This window comes from Telmatobacter bradus (assembly GCF_048629425.1).
Lineage (GTDB): Bacteria > Acidobacteriota > Terriglobia > Terriglobales > Acidobacteriaceae > Telmatobacter > Telmatobacter bradus.
Genome location: NZ_CP184532.1, coordinates 4788778 through 4804912, shown reverse-complemented (window position 1 = coordinate 4804912; position 16135 = coordinate 4788778). Strand labels below are relative to the sequence as shown.

General features: G+C 61.0%; 14 protein-coding genes, 1 other RNA gene and 1 pseudogene. 12 read left to right on the top strand and 4 right to left on the bottom strand.

Annotated elements, in window-relative coordinates; all coding sequences use genetic code 11:
* Positions 1 to 52 precede the first annotated feature (52 nt).
* The 4 genes from ACOBR2_RS19965 (at position 53) to cmk (ending at position 5058) form a co-directional block, all read left to right on the top strand.
* Complete coding sequence (locus ACOBR2_RS19965) at positions 53 to 286, top strand: hypothetical protein (RefSeq protein ID WP_420237836.1); 234 nt, start codon at positions 53 to 55, stop codon at positions 284 to 286.
* A gap of 98 nt (positions 287 to 384) precedes the next feature.
* Positions 385 to 2433, top strand: a complete 2049-nt coding sequence (gene mutL, locus ACOBR2_RS19960) for a DNA mismatch repair endonuclease MutL (protein WP_420237835.1) — start codon at positions 385 to 387, stop codon at positions 2431 to 2433.
* Positions 2434 to 2563: 130 nt separating this feature from the next.
* Positions 2564 to 4366 carry a hypothetical protein gene (locus ACOBR2_RS19955; RefSeq protein WP_420237834.1) on the top strand — a complete coding sequence of 601 codons (1803 nt, stop codon included), beginning with the start codon at positions 2564 to 2566 and terminating at the stop codon, positions 4364 to 4366.
* The gene (gene cmk / locus ACOBR2_RS19950) at positions 4363 to 5058 is read left to right on the top strand and encodes a (d)CMP kinase (protein ID WP_420237833.1); all 696 of its coding nucleotides are present in this window, start codon (positions 4363 to 4365) and stop codon (positions 5056 to 5058) included. Before ACOBR2_RS19955 ends, cmk begins: the two co-directional genes overlap by 4 nt.
* Positions 5059 to 5704: 646 nt before the next feature.
* Here the strand turns inward: cmk and ACOBR2_RS19945 are convergent.
* Complete coding sequence (locus ACOBR2_RS19945; RefSeq protein ID WP_420236173.1) at positions 5705 to 7102, bottom strand: IS1182 family transposase; 1398 nt, start codon at positions 7100 to 7102, stop codon at positions 5705 to 5707.
* Between the two features lie 144 nt (positions 7103 to 7246).
* Here ACOBR2_RS19945 and ACOBR2_RS19940 point away from each other — a divergent pair, with 144 nt between their 5' ends.
* From ACOBR2_RS19940 to ACOBR2_RS19925, 4 genes are all read left to right on the top strand, one after another.
* Positions 7247 to 7885 carry a hypothetical protein gene (locus ACOBR2_RS19940; RefSeq protein ID WP_420237832.1) on the top strand — a complete coding sequence of 213 codons (639 nt, stop codon included), beginning with the start codon at positions 7247 to 7249 and terminating at the stop codon, positions 7883 to 7885.
* 158 nt (positions 7886 to 8043) lie between these two features.
* Positions 8044 to 8616, top strand: a complete 573-nt coding sequence (pyrR, locus tag ACOBR2_RS19935; protein ID WP_420237831.1) for a bifunctional pyr operon transcriptional regulator/uracil phosphoribosyltransferase PyrR — start codon at positions 8044 to 8046, stop codon at positions 8614 to 8616.
* A 140-nt stretch (positions 8617 to 8756) separates the two neighbouring features.
* Positions 8757 to 9788, top strand: coding sequence for an aspartate carbamoyltransferase catalytic subunit (locus tag ACOBR2_RS19930; protein ID WP_420237830.1), 1032 nt, complete (start codon positions 8757 to 8759; stop codon positions 9786 to 9788).
* Positions 9785 to 11086, top strand: a complete 1302-nt coding sequence (locus tag ACOBR2_RS19925; RefSeq protein WP_420237829.1) for a dihydroorotase — start codon at positions 9785 to 9787, stop codon at positions 11084 to 11086. The genes ACOBR2_RS19930 and ACOBR2_RS19925 overlap by 4 nt, the downstream gene beginning before the upstream one ends.
* Before the next feature lie 171 nt (positions 11087 to 11257).
* On the opposite strand, the gene ACOBR2_RS19920 is transcribed toward ACOBR2_RS19925, so the two are convergent.
* The 3 genes from ACOBR2_RS19920 to lipB form a co-directional block, all read right to left on the bottom strand.
* Positions 11258 to 11845: a YkgJ family cysteine cluster protein gene (locus ACOBR2_RS19920; protein WP_420237828.1), complete on the bottom strand. Its 588-nt coding sequence runs from the start codon at positions 11843 to 11845 to the stop codon at positions 11258 to 11260.
* A gap of 211 nt (positions 11846 to 12056) precedes the next feature.
* Positions 12057 to 13553, bottom strand: a complete 1497-nt coding sequence (locus tag ACOBR2_RS19915; RefSeq protein WP_420237827.1) for a 2-oxo acid dehydrogenase subunit E2 — start codon at positions 13551 to 13553, stop codon at positions 12057 to 12059.
* A gap of 97 nt (positions 13554 to 13650) precedes the next feature.
* Positions 13651 to 14559, bottom strand: a complete 909-nt coding sequence (gene lipB, locus ACOBR2_RS19910; protein ID WP_420237826.1) for a lipoyl(octanoyl) transferase LipB — start codon at positions 14557 to 14559, stop codon at positions 13651 to 13653.
* 77 nt (positions 14560 to 14636) lie between these two features.
* Between lipB and ACOBR2_RS19905 the strand changes: the two genes are divergently transcribed.
* The 4 genes and pseudogenes from ACOBR2_RS19905 (at position 14637) to rnpB (ending at position 16119) form a co-directional block, all read left to right on the top strand.
* Positions 14637 to 14822 (top strand): hypothetical protein, encoded by a 186-nt coding sequence (locus tag ACOBR2_RS19905; RefSeq protein ID WP_420237825.1) that lies wholly within the window; start codon positions 14637 to 14639, stop codon positions 14820 to 14822.
* Between the two features lie 119 nt (positions 14823 to 14941).
* Positions 14942 to 15232 carry a nucleotidyltransferase family protein gene (locus tag ACOBR2_RS19900; protein WP_420237824.1) on the top strand — a complete coding sequence of 97 codons (291 nt, stop codon included), beginning with the start codon at positions 14942 to 14944 and terminating at the stop codon, positions 15230 to 15232.
* Positions 15233 to 15312: 80 nt separating this feature from the next.
* A pseudogene (locus ACOBR2_RS19895) lies at positions 15313 to 15591 on the top strand (DUF86 domain-containing protein); the annotation flags it as partial.
* A gap of 51 nt (positions 15592 to 15642) precedes the next feature.
* An RNA gene (gene rnpB, locus ACOBR2_RS19890) (RNase P RNA component class A) lies at positions 15643 to 16119 on the top strand.
* The last annotated feature ends 16 nt before the right edge of the window (positions 16120 to 16135 follow it).

The following is a 16135-nucleotide window of genomic DNA, read 5'->3' as shown; positions in this document are numbered from 1 at the left end:
CTGGAAACTGCATGTGGAGTATCATGGATCTGTAGGGAGGGCTCCTGGAATCATGGCCGCCGAAGTGGAAAAACCCGAAGAAGTAGAGGTCGCAAACGAAGAGAGCAAGTCGTCCAAGGCTCTCCAGGCGATCGGCTGGTTGTCGATTGGCATTGCGGTCGCTGCGCTGGGCATTTACATTGGCACGGAAGTGCGTAGCCGCTCCAGGTTCAAGAAACGAACCCCATACGACTTTTACGCGGGCGCCGGTGAAGGCGAAGCGAGTGAGTTCGGCGTGGGCGTTTAGCCTTACCCAAATCCTTTCAGGAAGAAGCCGTCCTCATGGGACGGCTTTTCCGCGTCTGCGAGCCTCGGGCTCCGCGCTTGGGTTAACCTAGAGTTCTGATGGGCCGTATACGCGTACTCTCCGACCAGGTTGCCAACCAGATCGCCGCGGGCGAGGTGGTGGACCGGCCTGCGTCGGTGGTCAAGGAACTGCTGGAAAACGCGCTCGACGCCGGTGCCAACCGCATCCGGGTTGAGGTGGAGGGCGGCGGTCGCAAGCTGATCCGCATCCGCGACGACGGCCACGGCATGAACCGCGACGACGCTCTGCTGGCCTTTGAGCGCCACGCCACATCCAAACTACGCACCGCCGACGATCTGCTTTCGATTGCTACACTTGGCTTCCGTGGTGAGGCTCTGCCCTCGATTGCCAGCGTGGCCCGGGTAACGCTCGAAACCGCCACCGGCGAGGAGCAGGCCGGCACTCGTATGGCCATTGCCGGGGGCAAGATCCTCTTTGTGGAAGATGCCGCCCTGCCGCGCGGAACCACGATTACGGTCAGCGACCTCTTCTTCAATACTCCGGCGCGGCGCAAATTTCTGCGGGCGGAATCCACTGAGTTGCAGCATGTGACGGCGCTGGTGACGCACTATGCGCTGGTTCACCCGGAAAAACACTTTGAGCTGCTTTCGGCCACGCATACCGTGGTGTTGGCCCCGCCCGTGCAGCGCACTGCCGAGCGCATTTATCAGATTTTTGGCAAGGATACGCTGGCCCAGCTTTTGCCGGTGGCCGCTGAGGCGCAGTTGGCGCATGTGGGCTTGCCTGAGCCTCCGCCGTGGAAGCAGGATCCGGACGAGCCCAAGCGGCAGCCGGGAATGCTGCACCTGACCGGCTTCTACTCCAAGCCGGAGTTGCAGAAGCTGAACCGCAACTCGATCTATATTTTTGTGAATAAGCGGCTTATCCGGGATCGCCTGCTGATACATGCCATTACCGAGGCCTACCGCAACGTGATTCCACCCACCAGTTTTCCCGTGGTGCTGCTCTTTTTGGAGATGCCGCCGGAAGAGGTGGACGTGAATGTGCATCCGGCCAAGACCGAGGTGCGCTTCCGCCAGCAGGGCCACATTCACGACTTTGTGCGCGACAGTCTGCGTATGGCGCTGGTCAAGGCCCGGCCAGCCGCTGGGTTTATCGGAGCCATCGACGGCCAGCCCACGGCCAGCCCTTCGCTGATGCCACCGCCGGTTTCGCCCCTGCCCGATTCCGATCCGGTGGACCTGCAGGGCGCGGCATCCGAGAGCGCTTCTTTTGAACTTTCGTCCCGCACGCTGCCGCCTGCCCCACAGCGTCTGCCCTTTGCGCCCCAGAATTCTTTCCTCCCGGCGGCTGGTTCGGGCTTTGATTTGAAAAGCTTTGGCGAGGCGGCTACTGCCCTGTTCGCCCCGCTTGAGGCGCAGGATTCTGGCCCTTCGGCTAGCTCTGGCCGGCAAGTTGCGCCGATTCTGCAGGTTTCTCCGGAAAATTCCACCTCGGCAGTCGAGGCCGAGCAGGCGGCAGGAACGCTCGACGAACTGGCCACGGCCAAGCCGCTCGGCCAGCTCAAGGACTCGTTTATTCTGGCCAGCGGCGAGCAGGGGCTCTGGATTGTGGACCAGCATGTGGCTCACGAACGAATTCTGTTTGAAAAGATTCTGCGCGAACGGCAGGTGGAGAAGGTGCAGCGCCAACGGCTGCTGATGCCCCTGCTGGTGGATCTGAAGCCGGATCAGATGATCATTTTTGCGCGCATTGCCACGGAGCTGGAGCGCAACGGTTTTGAGGTGGAACCCTTTGGCCCGCAAACACTTGCGGTCAAAGCGGCCCCTGTCGGTCTGGAAGGTGCGGCGCTGGAGCGGATGCTGACCGAAGTGATCGACCAGAGCGCCGAGGAGTCCGACAAAGCCAATTCGAATGAGAGCCTTACGGAGCTTCGGGCACGCATTGCCGCCTCCATGGCCTGCCATGCCGCCATCAAGGTGAACATGCCGCTCGACACCGAGCGCATGCAGTGGCTTTTAGGGGAGCTGGCCCGCACCGAACACCCCACCAGTTGCCCCCATGGCCGCCCCATTGCCCTTCTTTATTCGTGGAAAGAGATTCTTCGGGCCTTCCATCGTATCTAGATCGCGTCTAAAATTGAAGTACAGGTCGCTGGCAGGCTCCCAGGAGCATGTTGGCCCGGCGTGTTGCCAGCCTGGAAGTGAGGAACTTTCTTTGACATCAGAGCAATTGGAAGCATCGCGCATTGAAAGAATGCGCCAGAACGGACACGGGACCATCACACTGGAGGAGACCCGTACGTGGATCGAGGAGACGGGCCTGTGTCTCTTCCTGCCCAAGCGGCAGTTCGGCTCTTCCATCACGCCCACCTTCGTTGAGGCGGTCTGCGGTCAGCGGAATCCTACCCCCGAACCCAAGCAGATTGCCGTGGCCGAAGACATGTTGGTGCGTCTGGAGAAGGACGGTGTTGTCGTCCGGCTGAACCTTCAGGGCCTGTTGGGCGAACAGCCCGACTACGTTGTGGCTGCCTGGGTGCTTCCTTACGTTTATGCTCTGCGCGGCGACCGTGACTGGCGTCGCAGTCCGCAGCTGACCGGCTCGCGGCAGGTTTCCCCCCTGGCGGTGCAGGCCTACAAGCTGTTGGAAGTGGCTGACGCCACCGTCCCCACTCTCAAGCACACGCTCGGTCGTGAAGTGACCGATGCCGCCGTAGCGCGCGCTATCACCGAGCTCTGGCAGCAGTTGCGCATTATTCCCATGGTCAACGCCCCGGGTGAAGCGGCCAAGTGGCAGCTTTTGCGCCATCGCTATCAGAAGGCGATTGCCGAAGGCGCTTCGACCTCGCAGGTTACGGCCATTTCGGTGCTGGCGTCCATCTATCTGCAGGCCGTGATTGCCGCCACCATGGAAGACGTGGAATCCTTCCTGTCGCCGCTGACGGCGCGCAGCAAGGTGCGGGAGGTGATCCGTGGCCTGGTGGCTACCCGTCAGGTACATACGCTCACGCTTGGCCATGCGCCCCACTTCTATGTAGCTGGCACACTGCCTGAGTTCAGTGCTCCGCCTGCCTATTACGCCAGCTCGACCATCGGATCTTCGGGATACTTTTTGACCCGCGAAGAGGAAGAAGCGTCGGTTCTGCGCATTCCTGCTACCCCGTCTGTGGATCAGCCCGCAGCCCAGGCTGCACCGGAAACCGAGCCTCCGCCAGCGCCCGAAGTCACGGAAAAGCCTCAGGTTGAAGCCGTTGAAGCTCCGGCCAAGGAAGAAGTCGCGGTAGCTCCAGTTGCTGCGGTAGCTCCGGCTGCTCCGGTGGCCCGGCCCCATGCGGTTCGTCCGCCCGCCGCTCCTCCGGTAGAGCGTCCGCGCTTCAGCCGCCCTGCCAGCCACAGCCATGATCGCAAGCCCGCTTCTGCCAGTCGCCCGGCCCGTTCGGGTTCTTCGGAAGAGCGTCCGCGTTCTGCCCGTCCGGCAGGCGCACGCCCGAGTGGTTCGCGTCCGGCTGGAGCAAGACCTTCTGGACCTCGCCCTGCGGGAGGATCCAGACCCACAGGATCAAGATCTGCTGGCCCCAGGCCGACGGGTTCCCGTCCCGCCAGTGCACGCCCGGCGGGATCGCGTCCGGCCAGCGCCCGTCCGGCTGGTGCACGCCCTGCTGGTTCCAGACCTGCTGCCGGGGCAAGACCTGCAGGATCACGCCCAGCAGGTTCCCGTCCCGCCGCGGCCTCGCATGGCCGTCCGGCAAGCTCGGCGCGTTGGTCTTCTGCTTCGGGCAGCAACGGGAATGGCAGCAGCAATGGCAGCGCCAAGCGCCCCAGCTCCCACTCGGCAGCACCTTCCGGCGCACGCTCGGGCGGATTGCGCACGGCGGCGAAGCCTGCCAGCCGGACCGGCAAGCCTGCAGCCAAGCCTCTGGCTGGCAAGCTGGCCTCCAAGCCCGCCAGCAAGGCCGCTTCAAGCAGCCGCAAGCCGGCGCCGAGTGCTTCCAAGGGCGGTAGCGCCAAGCGTTTTTCCCATAGCACCAGTGCGCGTCCTGGCGCCAAGAAGCGCGGATGAGCCCGATGCCTGCTGAGAACAGTCGCAAACTGATTGTGGCCATCGACGGACCTGCCGGTGCGGGCAAAAGTACCATCGCCCGCCATCTGGCCAACCGCTTTGGCCTGCTCAACCTGGAGACAGGAGCCATGTACCGCGCCTTCGGCCTGAAGGCGCTGCGCTCCGGCCTGCCGCTCCATGATGCGGCTCAGCTTGCCACACTCACGGATACGACCTCCATCCGTCTGGTTCCCACCGAAACCGGCAATCGTGTTCTGCTGGATGACGAGGACGTAACCACCGCCCTGCGGGAGGCTTCGGTGACGGACGCTGCCTCCAAGGTGAGCGTGCATACGCCGATCCGCGCCTGGCTGGTGCGCCTGCAGCAGCAGATGGGCGCTGCGGGTGGTGTGGTGATGGAAGGCCGTGACATTGGTACGGTGGTCTTTCCCCAGGCCGATGTGAAGATCTTCCTCGATGCCGATCCCGATGTGCGCGGCCAGCGTCGTTTCGATCAACTGCAACCGGCCCCGGCCGTGAAAGCGGATGAAATCAAGCGCGACATGCGCGACCGCGACCAGCGAGACCGCTCCCGCGCGGATTCTCCGCTGAAGCCGGCCGAAGATGCGATTCTGCTCGACTCCACCAACCTTTCCCTGCAGGAAACAATCGAGCAGGCGGAACAGGTGGTTCAGGCTCGTTTGCAAAGCTGATTCGCACCAAAATGACCGGAGCCAAAGAAGGTTTTTCTGCCTGAATTGCACTGTTTTCCATGCAAAAGGATGGAAACTTTCTTTGGCTCTTGACGTATTTACATTCAAAAAACAAAATGTAGGCTATAAGTGACTTTAAGAGCTTGGATAGATTGTTTTTCTAAATACATTCTGAAGGGGTAGATAAATATGGCTGTTCATTGCCCGCGTTGTGGTTTGCGAACCATCAGAAGATCACAGATGCACACGATGGATTTTCTCAGGCTACTGCTATTGCGTTACCCCATGCGCTGCAGAACCTGCCGGGCGCGATTTCATATTTCAATCTTTGCGTTGATGCGTTTGCGCAAGGAAGCCCGGGAGCGCCGCGCGGCGCGGAACTCCACGAGCAAAGCCGCATTTGATTAGGCCGGTTCTAGGGACTAGGGACTAGGGACCAAGGGCTAGGGGCTGAAAGCTGGAGGCTAGAAGCTGGTTGTCCCAAGATTCCAGGCCTAGGAGTCTGTCGCTCATAGCGTTTGCGATTTTTGCAGGAGATGTCGGCCTGGCTGCGCAGTACTGGATTTGTCTGTTGCTGTCAGTTTTTCTCTACCGCACCGTATCTTTGAGGCGCGACTCTGATTCGGATTCTGATCTTTCGTTGTTTTTACGCGTTTTGCAGTGCCCATCCGGAGCGAAAGAGCTTCAACAGATTGCTGACCGCGCACACCAGCCTCCACTCTCCGCTCACATTCTGTTTGCCGCGCATGCTGAAGCGACGAAAACCGCGGCACTCCTTGATTTGTCCAAAGACCGGTTCCACGATCGCCTTGCGTCTTTTGTAGACTGCGCGTCCGGCCTCGGTCTTCAACTTATGTTGCATTTGTTCTCGTGCCGTTGCATCTGACGGGGCTTCACCACAGGCTATCTCCGTTGGATCACTATGTTTGTCGCGGCCTGTGGCGATGTATAAGTCGATTTCAGCTACCGTTGCGTCGGTCACATTTGCTTCGCTGAAGTAGCCGGTATCAGCGCTGACTTTCTCGGGCTTTTGGGCAAGATTCTTTTCGATCTGTGCCACCATCGGCAGTAATTGTTTTTTGTCGTTCGTCTCCTGCGTAACCGCGGCGGCCACGATTACCTGCGCGATGGAATCGACCGCGATCTGCGCATTATAAGCCTGTAAAAAGCTGCCTTTATTGGCGCCATCCGGCATGATGCGGCTCTCCGGATCCGTGAAGTTGCGCTGATCCTTGTCTGCGGGTTTTGCCTTGTCCGGATCAGGGGGATTCGACTTGCGACCACGTTTCTTTTTGCCCGCGCGACGATCTTCTTCCTCGTCAGCCTGTTTCTTTTCTGCTTCAGCAAGTTTCTGCTCAGCCTTCTCGCGGGCCTCGTCTTCGAGTGCCTGCTTCGCTTCGCGAATCTTCTGCAACCGGCTCTCGCGTCGCTGTAACTCGTCGGGAAGTTCTTCGCCGTTCCGATCCTTGCCGTACTGCGCGTCCTCGTCGGCATCCGCTTTTTCCGCAGCAGCCAACAGAGCGTTGATTTCCTGCTTCAGGCGCGCCTCGCTCTCGGTCATGCGCTGGTAGCTCATCGCCTTGTGCTTGCTGGCGTTCGCCCTGATCTTTGTTCCATCGATCGACACATGACCCAGCTTAACCAGACCGGCTTTTGCGCACAGCAACAAGGCCTGCGTGAACAGTTCGGACAGCGCAGCCAGATGCCGTTTGCGAAACTCGGCCAGCGTGGCGTGGTCCGGATGCTGGTCGCCGGAAAGATAGCGAAATGCCACGTCTTCCCAGGTATGCTTCTCAAGCCTGCGTGAGCTGTAAACGCCCGTGGCATAACCGTACAAAAGAAGGCGAACCATCATCTCCGGAGCATAAGCCGACTGGCCGCGACCATCCTTCTCGCGATACGAAGCATAGATCGATTCAAGATCCAATGCCGAAACCACATCCACGACAAAACGAGCCAAATGGCCGTCAGGTAGCCAGTCGTGAAGGCTGGGTGGAAACAGAAGCGTCTGGTTGACCGTGTCTGGAAGGAAGTTCTGGCCCATAACAAAATCGTAATCTGCTGGGCCTGGTCTGGACCAGGACCTCGGGCAATTCTATGGGCGACAGACTCCTAGGATCAACATCAACCCGGGCTCATGCGATAGGCTGGAGTGGTGGAAACGCATTGCCAACGTTGTCATCAAGCTTTGGAAGCAGGAGCCTGCTTTTGCGCGGTCTGCGGCTTGCCGCAACTGCTCTTTGCCGGCGACCAGCAATCTGACTCCGATTCTGCAGAAGTAACTCCCGTTCGGGATGCGGGCAGCATCGACTGGAAGGCGGCCCTGCGTTTTGCAGTGATGCTGGCTGTTCCCGTTGGTATGCTCTGCAACATGCTTTCGCCGCTCGGCATTCTGGGCGCATTTCTGATGGGCATGGCGGCCACCTGGGTGGTTTTGCTGTACATGCGCAATCGCCGCCCGGCCTGGCTCACAATGGGAGCGGGCGCTCGCCTGGGGTTGGTGACGGGTTTGTTGGGCAGCGGCTCAGCCGTGGCCACTACCGGCATCATTCTCTTCGTCAGCCGCTTTCTGTTCCATCAAGGCAAGTTTTTTGACGATCTGTGGCAGAACCTGGTGGCTCAGCAGATGCCGCAACAGTGGCAGGCCATGGGCATTGATCAGCAGACCATCGTGAGCACCCGTGATTGGCTGCTTTCAAGCGAAGGCCGCGCCGGATGGATGCTGGTGGCGCTCTCGCTGCTGATGTTCTTCCTCACCCTTTTTGCCATGGTGGGCGGGGTGATTGGTGCACGCATGGTGGCGCGCAGCCAGCGGCCGCAGATCTGATTCCGTTCCCGGCTGCCGGAGAGGTTGCATTTTCCCGGAGACAGCCGTACAGTTTGGGGGAGCCGGAGTGCGGTGGTTCTCCACAGCTTGCCCCGGACCCCCGTGGCCTCGTATGATCCCACGAGAGAAACGCCACACAGAAAGAATCTGGAAGAATCATGAGTGAAGCTGCACAGAATCCGAATCTGCGCGTAAAGGGCCGTCTGATGTCTGGCTCGGAGATCGAGCGCACCCTGGTGCGTCTGGCTCACGAGATCGTTGAAAAGAGCAATGGCAGCGAGAATCTTGCGCTGGTGGGCATCAAGCGCCGCGGCGTGCCGCTGGCTGAGCGTCTCGGCAAGCTGATCACGGGCATTGAGAAGCGCCCGGTTGATACCGGCGTGCTCGACATTCAGTTTTATCGCGATGATCTGTCACTGGCCGACGCCCGTCCGGTGGTTACGCCCGGAGCCATTGGCTTCGACGTGAACGGTCGCGACGTGATACTCTGCGACGACGTTCTTTACACAGGCCGCACCGTCCGGGCCGCGCTCGATGCGCTCTTTGACCATGGTCGTCCGCGCCGCGTGCAGCTTTGCGTGCTCATCGACCGGGGCCATCGTGAGCTTCCCATCGAGGCCAGCTACGTGGGTCGGAATGTGCCCACCAGCAGCCGCGAGATTATCGAAGTTAAGTTCCAAGAGGTTGACGCGAGCGAAGAAGTGCTGCTTGTAGAGCGCACCAACTCGTAGCCGATCCACAAAGTTTTTCTCGCTGATGATCGTCCGCCGGCCTTCCCGTGCCGGCGGGTTACTCTGCCCGGGCCGCCTGGCCCCAGGCACATCACCTTCAAACCGGACCGGGGCCCGGTGCTCCGGTGCAGAACCATCTTATGACTACAGCTGCGCCTACCCTCCGTCGTCAGCTTTCCACGCCGCAAGCGCCTCCTATTCCTGTCCCTTTCCACCCCGGCTCTTTGCTTTCGGTCAATGACCTGAGCCTGGAGCAGATCAGCCATGTGCTGAAGCGGGCCACGGAACTGGAGCAAATGGATCCGCTCGAGCGGGATCGCATCCTGGCCAAGCGTCGGATTGCTCTTCTTTTTTACGAGTCGTCCACCCGCACCCGCACCAGCTTTGAGCTGGCTGCCAAGGCGCTGGGTTGCGACACCACGCTGGTTTCAAATCTGAGCTCAAGCATTGAAAAAGGCGAGTCGCTCAAGGATACCGGCCTGACCATTCGCGCGTTGGGCGCTGAGGCCATCATCCTGCGCCACAACTCGTCTGGTGCGCCCTGGCTGCTGGAACAGACCACTCACCTGCCGATCCTGAACGCGGGCGACGGCATGCATGAGCATCCGACCCAGGCGTTGCTGGACCTGCGTACCCTGCTCAAGCATCTGTGCGCAGGCGCCGAGACGGTGACGGAGAAGACGCTCGAAGGCATGACCGTGACCATCGTGGGCGACATCTTCCATAGCCGCGTGGCCCGCTCCAACATGTTCCTGCTCTCGCGTCTGGGCGCCAAGTTGATTCTGTGTGGCCCCAAGGAACTGCTGCCTGAAGCTGCAGCCAAGGCTCTGCCCGGCATCGCTATTGAGATAGAACGCAACTTTGAGGCGGCGCTCAGCCGTTCGCAGGCCATTATCATGCTGCGCATTCAGGCGGAACGTCTGGCTGGTCTGCAGTTCGATCTGGACGACTACCGTGCCGGCTATCAGCTGACCGGGCCGCGTTTGGCCAACTTCGCTCCAAAGGCGATTGTGCTGCATCCCGGCCCGATCATCCGCGGGCTGGAGATTACGGCCACCGTGGCCGACGGCTTCCAGTCGGCGATTCTTGAACAGGTGACACACGGCGTCGCCATCCGCATGGCCGTGGTGGAACGGGCTTTGACGGCTGCGCCCAAGGGAGGTCAGGCATGACTGCACTGTTGATTCGTGGAGGTCAGCTGCTGGACCCCGGCGCTGGAGTGGATGCGCCCAAGGACATTCTGATCAAGGATGGCCGGGTGGTAGAAATCGGCGCTCCCGGCAAGGTGAAGGCCACCATCGGGGCGGAGATCATCGACGCTACGGGGTTGACCGTGGCTCCCGGTCTGGTGGACATGCACGTACACCTGCGCCAGCCCGGACAGGGCTACAAGGAGTCGATTGCCACCGGTACGGCCTGCGCCGCCGCGGGCGGATTCACCGCCGTGGCTGCCATGCCCAATACCAAACCGGCGAACGACTCGGCTGAGATTACCCGCTGGATGCTTGCGCCCGAGCGCAACGCCAGCGTGCGCGTCTTCCCGATTGCCGCCGCCACCCGGGGCATGAAGGGCGAGGCCATCAACGACTACGCCGCGCTGAAGTCAGCGGGCGCGGTTGCCGTCAGCGACGATGGCCTGCCCATTCTGAAGGAAAGCGTGATGCGCGAGGCGCTGGCCGCCGCAGCCCGTCTGGGACTTGCCGTGATTCAGCATGCTGAAGACACGCGCCTGACCGTGGGCGGCTGCATGAATGCCGGCCCGGCAGCCTTCAAGCTCGGTTTGCGTGGTATGCCGGCCGAGGCTGAAACCAGCATCGTCGAGCGCGACATCCGCATTGTGACCGAGATGCGCGACGCCCGTGTGCATCTGCATGTGGCGCACCTCTCCACGGCAGGCGCTCTGGCGGCGGTGCGGCAGGCCCGCCGCAATGGCCTGCGCGTCACCTGCGAGGTGGCTCCGCACCACTTTCTGCTGACCGACGAGCATGTAGGCCACTACAACACCAACGCCAAGATGTGCCCGCCGCTGCGCTCGGCGGCCGATCGGGACGCCATCCTCGAGGGCATTCTCGACGGTGTGGTGGACGCCATCGCTACCGATCATGCTCCGCACGCCGTCCATGAGAAGGAAGTGGAGTTCGACCATGCCCCCAACGGCATTCTCGGACTGGAAACCGCCTTCGGCTTGGCGCTGCGCTGGCTGCACAAGGAGAACAAGCTGCCGGTGGGCCGCGTGCTCAGCCTGTTGAGCACCCAGCCTGCCGGTCTGCTGGGCATGAAGGGCCGTGGAACCCTCTCGGTGGGTAGTTTTGCCGATGTGATGATCTTCGACCCCAAGGCCGAGTGGAGCTACAGCATTGCCGAGACCAAGTCGAAGTCCAAGAACACCCCCTTCGACGGTTGGACGATGCAGGGCCGCGTGCGCTGGACCATCAGCGAAGGTAAAGTCGTCTACAAGCACGAAGCGTAGACGAAAAAACAAAGAGAAAACGGCCCCGGGATGCTTCCCTGGGCCGCTTTTTGCAGGGGTTAAAACCCCTGCCTCCCTCCGCAAGGTTCTGCCCAGCCACAAACCTCCTGCGGCATGAACAAGCAAGAACAGCTGAGGGCTGACAGCTGTTCCCCGCTTCAACGCGGAGACTTACAGAGCCAGCACAAAGGCCACCACGGTCTCGCGCTCATCGTTCAACTCTTCCAGCAGCTCAGCTTCCAGGCGGTGGGGTACGGCCATCTCGCTGGCCACCACCAGCTCCGTGGGGGCGTCCTGAAAACAGAGCTCGCAATGCCCCAGCGCGTCGCCCTCGTTGCGCACCGGAGGGCCAAAGACGCGGCAGGTCATGGGCCGCCACGCGTACACGTCGCAGCGGCCCGTGGCTGGGTCAAGCGCCGGGCAGGCGGGATCGTTGGCAAAGTCTTCAAAGGCCTCCTGCTCGGTCTCGCTGCCGCCCAGAATGCCGGTTGTGGCGTCGCCGGGGAATGCGGCGGAATGCTCCGCCACCCACTGCTTGGCCCGGCTCACAACTGCCTCGGCCTGCGCCGGATTGCTCTCCTGCAGGGCATTCAGGCCCGCGCGCAGTCGCGCCGCATCTAGCGCGTTGATGGAAAAGGCTCCGTGGCAGCACTCGGTGCAGCCCGGATGGCAGGTGAGCGCATCGCCAGCACGGCGTGCGGCATCGGCCAAAGCGGCCTCGGAGATCTGAACGAGTTCGGCGTCGCGGAGAGGAAGCATCTGTGCCAGCATAGCGAATCTGGCATGGAATTCCCAAGGCGCAAACAAGAAAACCCCGCAGCGATGCGGGGTTTTCTCTGTTTGCTGGTGGGCGGTTTAGAGCATCTCTCCTGATGCTGTGAAGTGGCAAAAATCTTGCCAGGTTGCCGCTCCCTGGGGGGCGCGTCAACGATGCTGCATCGACTCGCTCTATACCTTCAGGAGAGATGCTCTAGTCGAGCGGCTTGTCCCAGTTCTCCAGAATCTGCTTGAAGAGGCTCATGAACTTGCCGGAATCCGCGCCGTCGATCAGGCGATGATCGAAGCCCATGCAGTAGTACTGCTGGGAGCGGATGGCGATGGAATCATTGCCTTCGGCGTCGGTAATCACCGCCGGAACCTTGCTCATGCCGCCGATGGCCAGAATCGCCGACTCCGGCTGATTGAGGATGGGCGTACCGTACTCGCCGCCAAAGACGCCGGAGTTGGTCAGCGTGAAGGTCGAGCCGCTGGTTTCATCGGGCATCAGCTTCTTCGAGCGGGCGCGGGCGGCCAGATCGACGATGGTGCGGGCCAGATTCGAGAATGAGCGCGCCTCGGCCTGCTTGACCACCGGCACAATCAGACCCCAATCGAGCGCCACGGCAATGCCCAGATTGATGTTGCGATGGTAGCGGATCGAGTTGCCTTCGATGGAGGCATTCAGGATCGGGAAGTTGCGCAGCGCCTCCACCATGGCTGCCGCGATGAACGGCATATAGGTGAGCTTGACGCCGTGCTTCTTCTCAAAAGCCGCGCGTTCGCGGTTGCGCAGCTGCACAATGCGCGTCATGTCCACCTTGTAGACGGAGTGCACATGCGGCGCGATGCGCTTGCTCTCCACCATGCGCTGGGCAATGATGGTGCGCATCTTGGTCATGGGCACCAGTTCGCCAGGCAGGTGGGCCGAAAGGTCTGCCGGAGGCACCGGAGCGCTGCCCGGGCCGTAGTTCTTCAGGTGCAGCAGAATGTCTTCCTTGGTGATGCGTCCGCCCAGGCCGGAACCAGACACCTGACGAAGATCCAGCTGCTTTTCGCGGGCGATGCGGCGCACCAGCGGCGAGGAACGCAGCTGTCGGCCAGCCAACTCCACTTCCTCCGGCAAGGGAACGCCAGTCTGCAACGTGAGAGCAGGAAGAGTGCTGTGCGCATGCGCAGGCTGCGCGGCGGCCACGGCTTCGGTGCTGGCCAGCAGCGCCACCACGGTATTGATGCCGACCGTCTTGCCTTCCGGCGTCTTGATCTCAGTGAGCGTGCCGGCCACCGGCGAGGGAATCTCGGCATCGACCTTGTCGGTGGAGATTTCAAAGAGGGGCTCGTCTTTGGCTACGGCATCGCCGGGCTTTTTCAGCCACTTGGTGATGGTGCCTTCCACGATGGACTCACCCATCTGCGGCATCACCACTTCGACGACTCCCGTGGTTGCCGCCGGGGCCACCGGCTCGGCGGCATCGGCACCCGAGAGCACTGCCACCACGGTGTTGATGGCGACCGTCTCGCCTTCGCCCGCCTTGATCTCCACCAGCGTTCCAGCCACCGGCGAGGGAATCTCGGCATCGACCTTGTCGGTCGAAATCTCAAACAGTGGCTCATCTTTGGCGACTGTGTCGCCGGGCTTTTTCAGCCACTTGGTAATGGTGCCTTCCACGATGGACTCACCCATCTGAGGCATGATCACGTCAACAGGCATTGGGGAACCTCTTCGCCTTTCGGGAGGCTCCAAAACAGAACCCTCCCTGCCGGATTATAAATCCGGGTGTATGTTTGCCGGGTAAGAGTGGAGAGACTCAGGCCGAAACCGGTCCGCCTCCGGGCTGGCGCAGGCGCTCAAGCGGCTCCGGCGGAGTGGCCGCCGTATCCTCGGCGGGGAATTTTGCCCGCGCCTCGGCGATGCGTGCCTGCTGGCGCAGAACGTCCATGTTTTCAATGGCCAGAACCTGCTCACCAAAAACCTTTCCGAATTGCCGTGCGGCCTGATGGGCAAAGTCCTCCAGCGCTGGAACGGGTCCGGCAATCTCCTGCTCCAGGCTCGCCACCGGGTGGTCGGCAATGCCGCAGGGAATGATCAGCTTGAAATCGTCCAGTTGGGTGGTCAGATTGAAGGCAAAACCATGCGAAGTGACCCCCCGAGAGACGTGAATGCCGATGGCGGCAATCTTCTTCTCGCCCTGGGGATTGTCCTTGCTGTGCTCTGCGCAGGAGTCCGCACCGCTGGCTGTAGTGTTGCTCTCGTCCAAAGGATTGCCCTGCGCAGCAGTGCCGCCCGCAGGGCCAGCGCACCAGACGCCGGTGAGGCCGGGAATGCGGAAGGTGGGCAGGCCGTGCTGACCGCAGAGGCGGATCAGGGCTTCTTCCACGCGGCGCACGAAGTCCACCGGGCCGAGCCTGCTGCCGCTGTCATTGTGCAGGCTGCGCAGGTCGAAGATCGGGTAGCCGACCAACTGGCCGGGACCATGGTAGGTGACGTCGCCGCCCCGGTTGATCTCGTGCACGGTCACGCCCCGGCTGGCCAGGAACTCATCGGAAGCCAGAATGTTGGAGCGGTGGGCGTTGCGGCCGAGGGTAAGCACCGGCGGGTGCTCCAGTAGCAAAAGCACGTTGTCCACCAGCCCGCGCTGCCGCAGGTTGACGACCTCTTCCTGCAGCGCCAGAGCCTCGGCGTAGCCAATCCGGCCAAGATAAAGGTACTCAATCATCGCTCTCCTGATTGTAGACGGAGGGTGCTCCGGGCGAGTGTTTTCGGGGTACCATGAATCCGGAGCGGAGGCCCGGAATGGCAACACAGATCGCACGTATCGGCAAAACGACAGCGGTAGATTCCGGTTACGATGCGTGGGCCCATGCTGAAATTGAGGCGGGACTGGCCGACGCCGAGCTTGGTAGAACAATTCCACACGAAAAGGTTGTGGCTTGGTTGAACTCCTGGGGCACGGAGAACGAACTTCCGCCGCCGCAATAGATAGACTTTGCAAGTTGCAAAAACCATGTAAATGCGCGGGGAGTTACTGGCCAGTGGCCGGAAAATCTGTAAACAAGAGGCTGAAACCCGGTTACACTGGACTTACACGGGAGGCAAACATGCGGCCGTCCGAGGCACTCCGAATCCATCGCGAAACGATCCGCCAGTTGATCCTCGAAGAGGGAATGACGAACCCGCGTGTTTTTGGCAGCGTGGTGCGCGGGGAAGATACGGAAGAGAGCGATCTTGACCTGCTGGTCGATCCCGCTCCGCGAGCCAGCCTGCTCGCCATGGAACGCCTGCAGGAGAAGATTTACCGGCAGACGGGCGTTCCGGTGGATTTGCGCACCGCCGATGAAATGAATGTTCGCTTTCGCAGCAGAGTTTTGTCTGAGGCCATGTCTTTATGAGGAAGAAAGACCTGACTGCCAGGGATTTTCTTGCGCACATTCTGGAAGCGACTGAGAAGATATAAAACTACACAAAAGGAACAAGTTTTGCGGACTTCAGCGCAAACACCATGCTGCAGGACGCAGTCGTGCGCAATGTAGAAATCATCGGGGAAGCAGCAAGCAACCTGATGGAAGTAGATTCCACGATTTCCAGGCGCTTCCCTGCGATTCCATTGGCACAAATCTATGGCATGAGGAACCGTATCGTTCACGGATATTTCGCCATCAGCCTCCCCATGATCTGGGACACAGTAGAAGTGGATATTCCAGATCTGCATCAGAAAATTACCGCCGTACTTGCCGCGTACGATCAATAAGCGGCCTCTTGAAATACCCCCGCAACGGGATTCACGGTACACTAGCAACTGGCAGGAGCGCTGGGCGGTCGCTGCCGGAGGGCTTGCGCAAGCAGGTTCCGCCGGGGGAGGAAAGTCCGAACTCCGCAGGGTAGTGTGCCGGATAACGTCCGGGACGCGGGCTTGTGAAGGCTCGTGGACGGCCAGTGCAACAGAAAACAAACCGCCTCGACTACCCCTCGCAAGAGGGCGTCCCCAGAGCACTTCGGTGCGCTGGCGTTGAGGTAAGGGTGAAAAGGTGCGGTAAGAGCGCACCGCCCCGACCGTAAGGTTCGGGGGCATGGTAAACCCCACACGGAGCAAGACCAAATAGGGAGGGATGCGCGCGGCTGAGAGCTTGCTGCGTGCTGCGTGTCGACCCGGCACGCCAAGGCGGCTCGAGCTATCGCCGAAACCTCCGGGTAGGTCGCTGATGAACGCCTGCGGCAACGCAGCGTCTAGAGGAATGACCGCACACGACAGAATTCGGCTTACAGGCCTCCTGCCACTGTCTTTTTTCTTCCAC

Bases quoted from the DNA above. Each gene is read 5' to 3' on its own strand.
- ACOBR2_RS19945 (WP_420236173.1), bottom strand. From the start codon at position 7,102: ATGGGCCAGAACTTCCTTCCAGACACGGTCAACCAGACGCTTCTGTTT.
- ACOBR2_RS19955 (WP_420237834.1), top strand. From the start codon at position 2,564: ATGCGCCAGAACGGACACGGGACCATCACACTGGAGGAGACCCGTACG.
- ACOBR2_RS19900 (WP_420237824.1), top strand. From the start codon at position 14,942: ATGCGGCCGTCCGAGGCACTCCGAATCCATCGCGAAACGATCCGCCAG.
- mutL (WP_420237835.1), top strand. From the start codon at position 385: ATGGGCCGTATACGCGTACTCTCCGACCAGGTTGCCAACCAGATCGCC.
- ACOBR2_RS19925 (WP_420237829.1), top strand. From the start codon at position 9,785: ATGACTGCACTGTTGATTCGTGGAGGTCAGCTGCTGGACCCCGGCGCT.
- ACOBR2_RS19920 (WP_420237828.1), bottom strand. From the start codon at position 11,845: ATGCTTCCTCTCCGCGACGCCGAACTCGTTCAGATCTCCGAGGCCGCT.
- pyrR (WP_420237831.1), top strand. From the start codon at position 8,044: ATGAGTGAAGCTGCACAGAATCCGAATCTGCGCGTAAAGGGCCGTCTG.
- ACOBR2_RS19965 (WP_420237836.1), top strand. From the start codon at position 53: ATGGCCGCCGAAGTGGAAAAACCCGAAGAAGTAGAGGTCGCAAACGAA.
- ACOBR2_RS19930 (WP_420237830.1), top strand. From the start codon at position 8,757: ATGACTACAGCTGCGCCTACCCTCCGTCGTCAGCTTTCCACGCCGCAA.
- ACOBR2_RS19915 (WP_420237827.1), bottom strand. From the start codon at position 13,553: ATGCCTGTTGACGTGATCATGCCTCAGATGGGTGAGTCCATCGTGGAA.
- lipB (WP_420237826.1), bottom strand. From the start codon at position 14,559: ATGATTGAGTACCTTTATCTTGGCCGGATTGGCTACGCCGAGGCTCTG.
- ACOBR2_RS19905 (WP_420237825.1), top strand. From the start codon at position 14,637: ATGGCAACACAGATCGCACGTATCGGCAAAACGACAGCGGTAGATTCC.
- cmk (WP_420237833.1), top strand. From the start codon at position 4,363: ATGAGCCCGATGCCTGCTGAGAACAGTCGCAAACTGATTGTGGCCATC.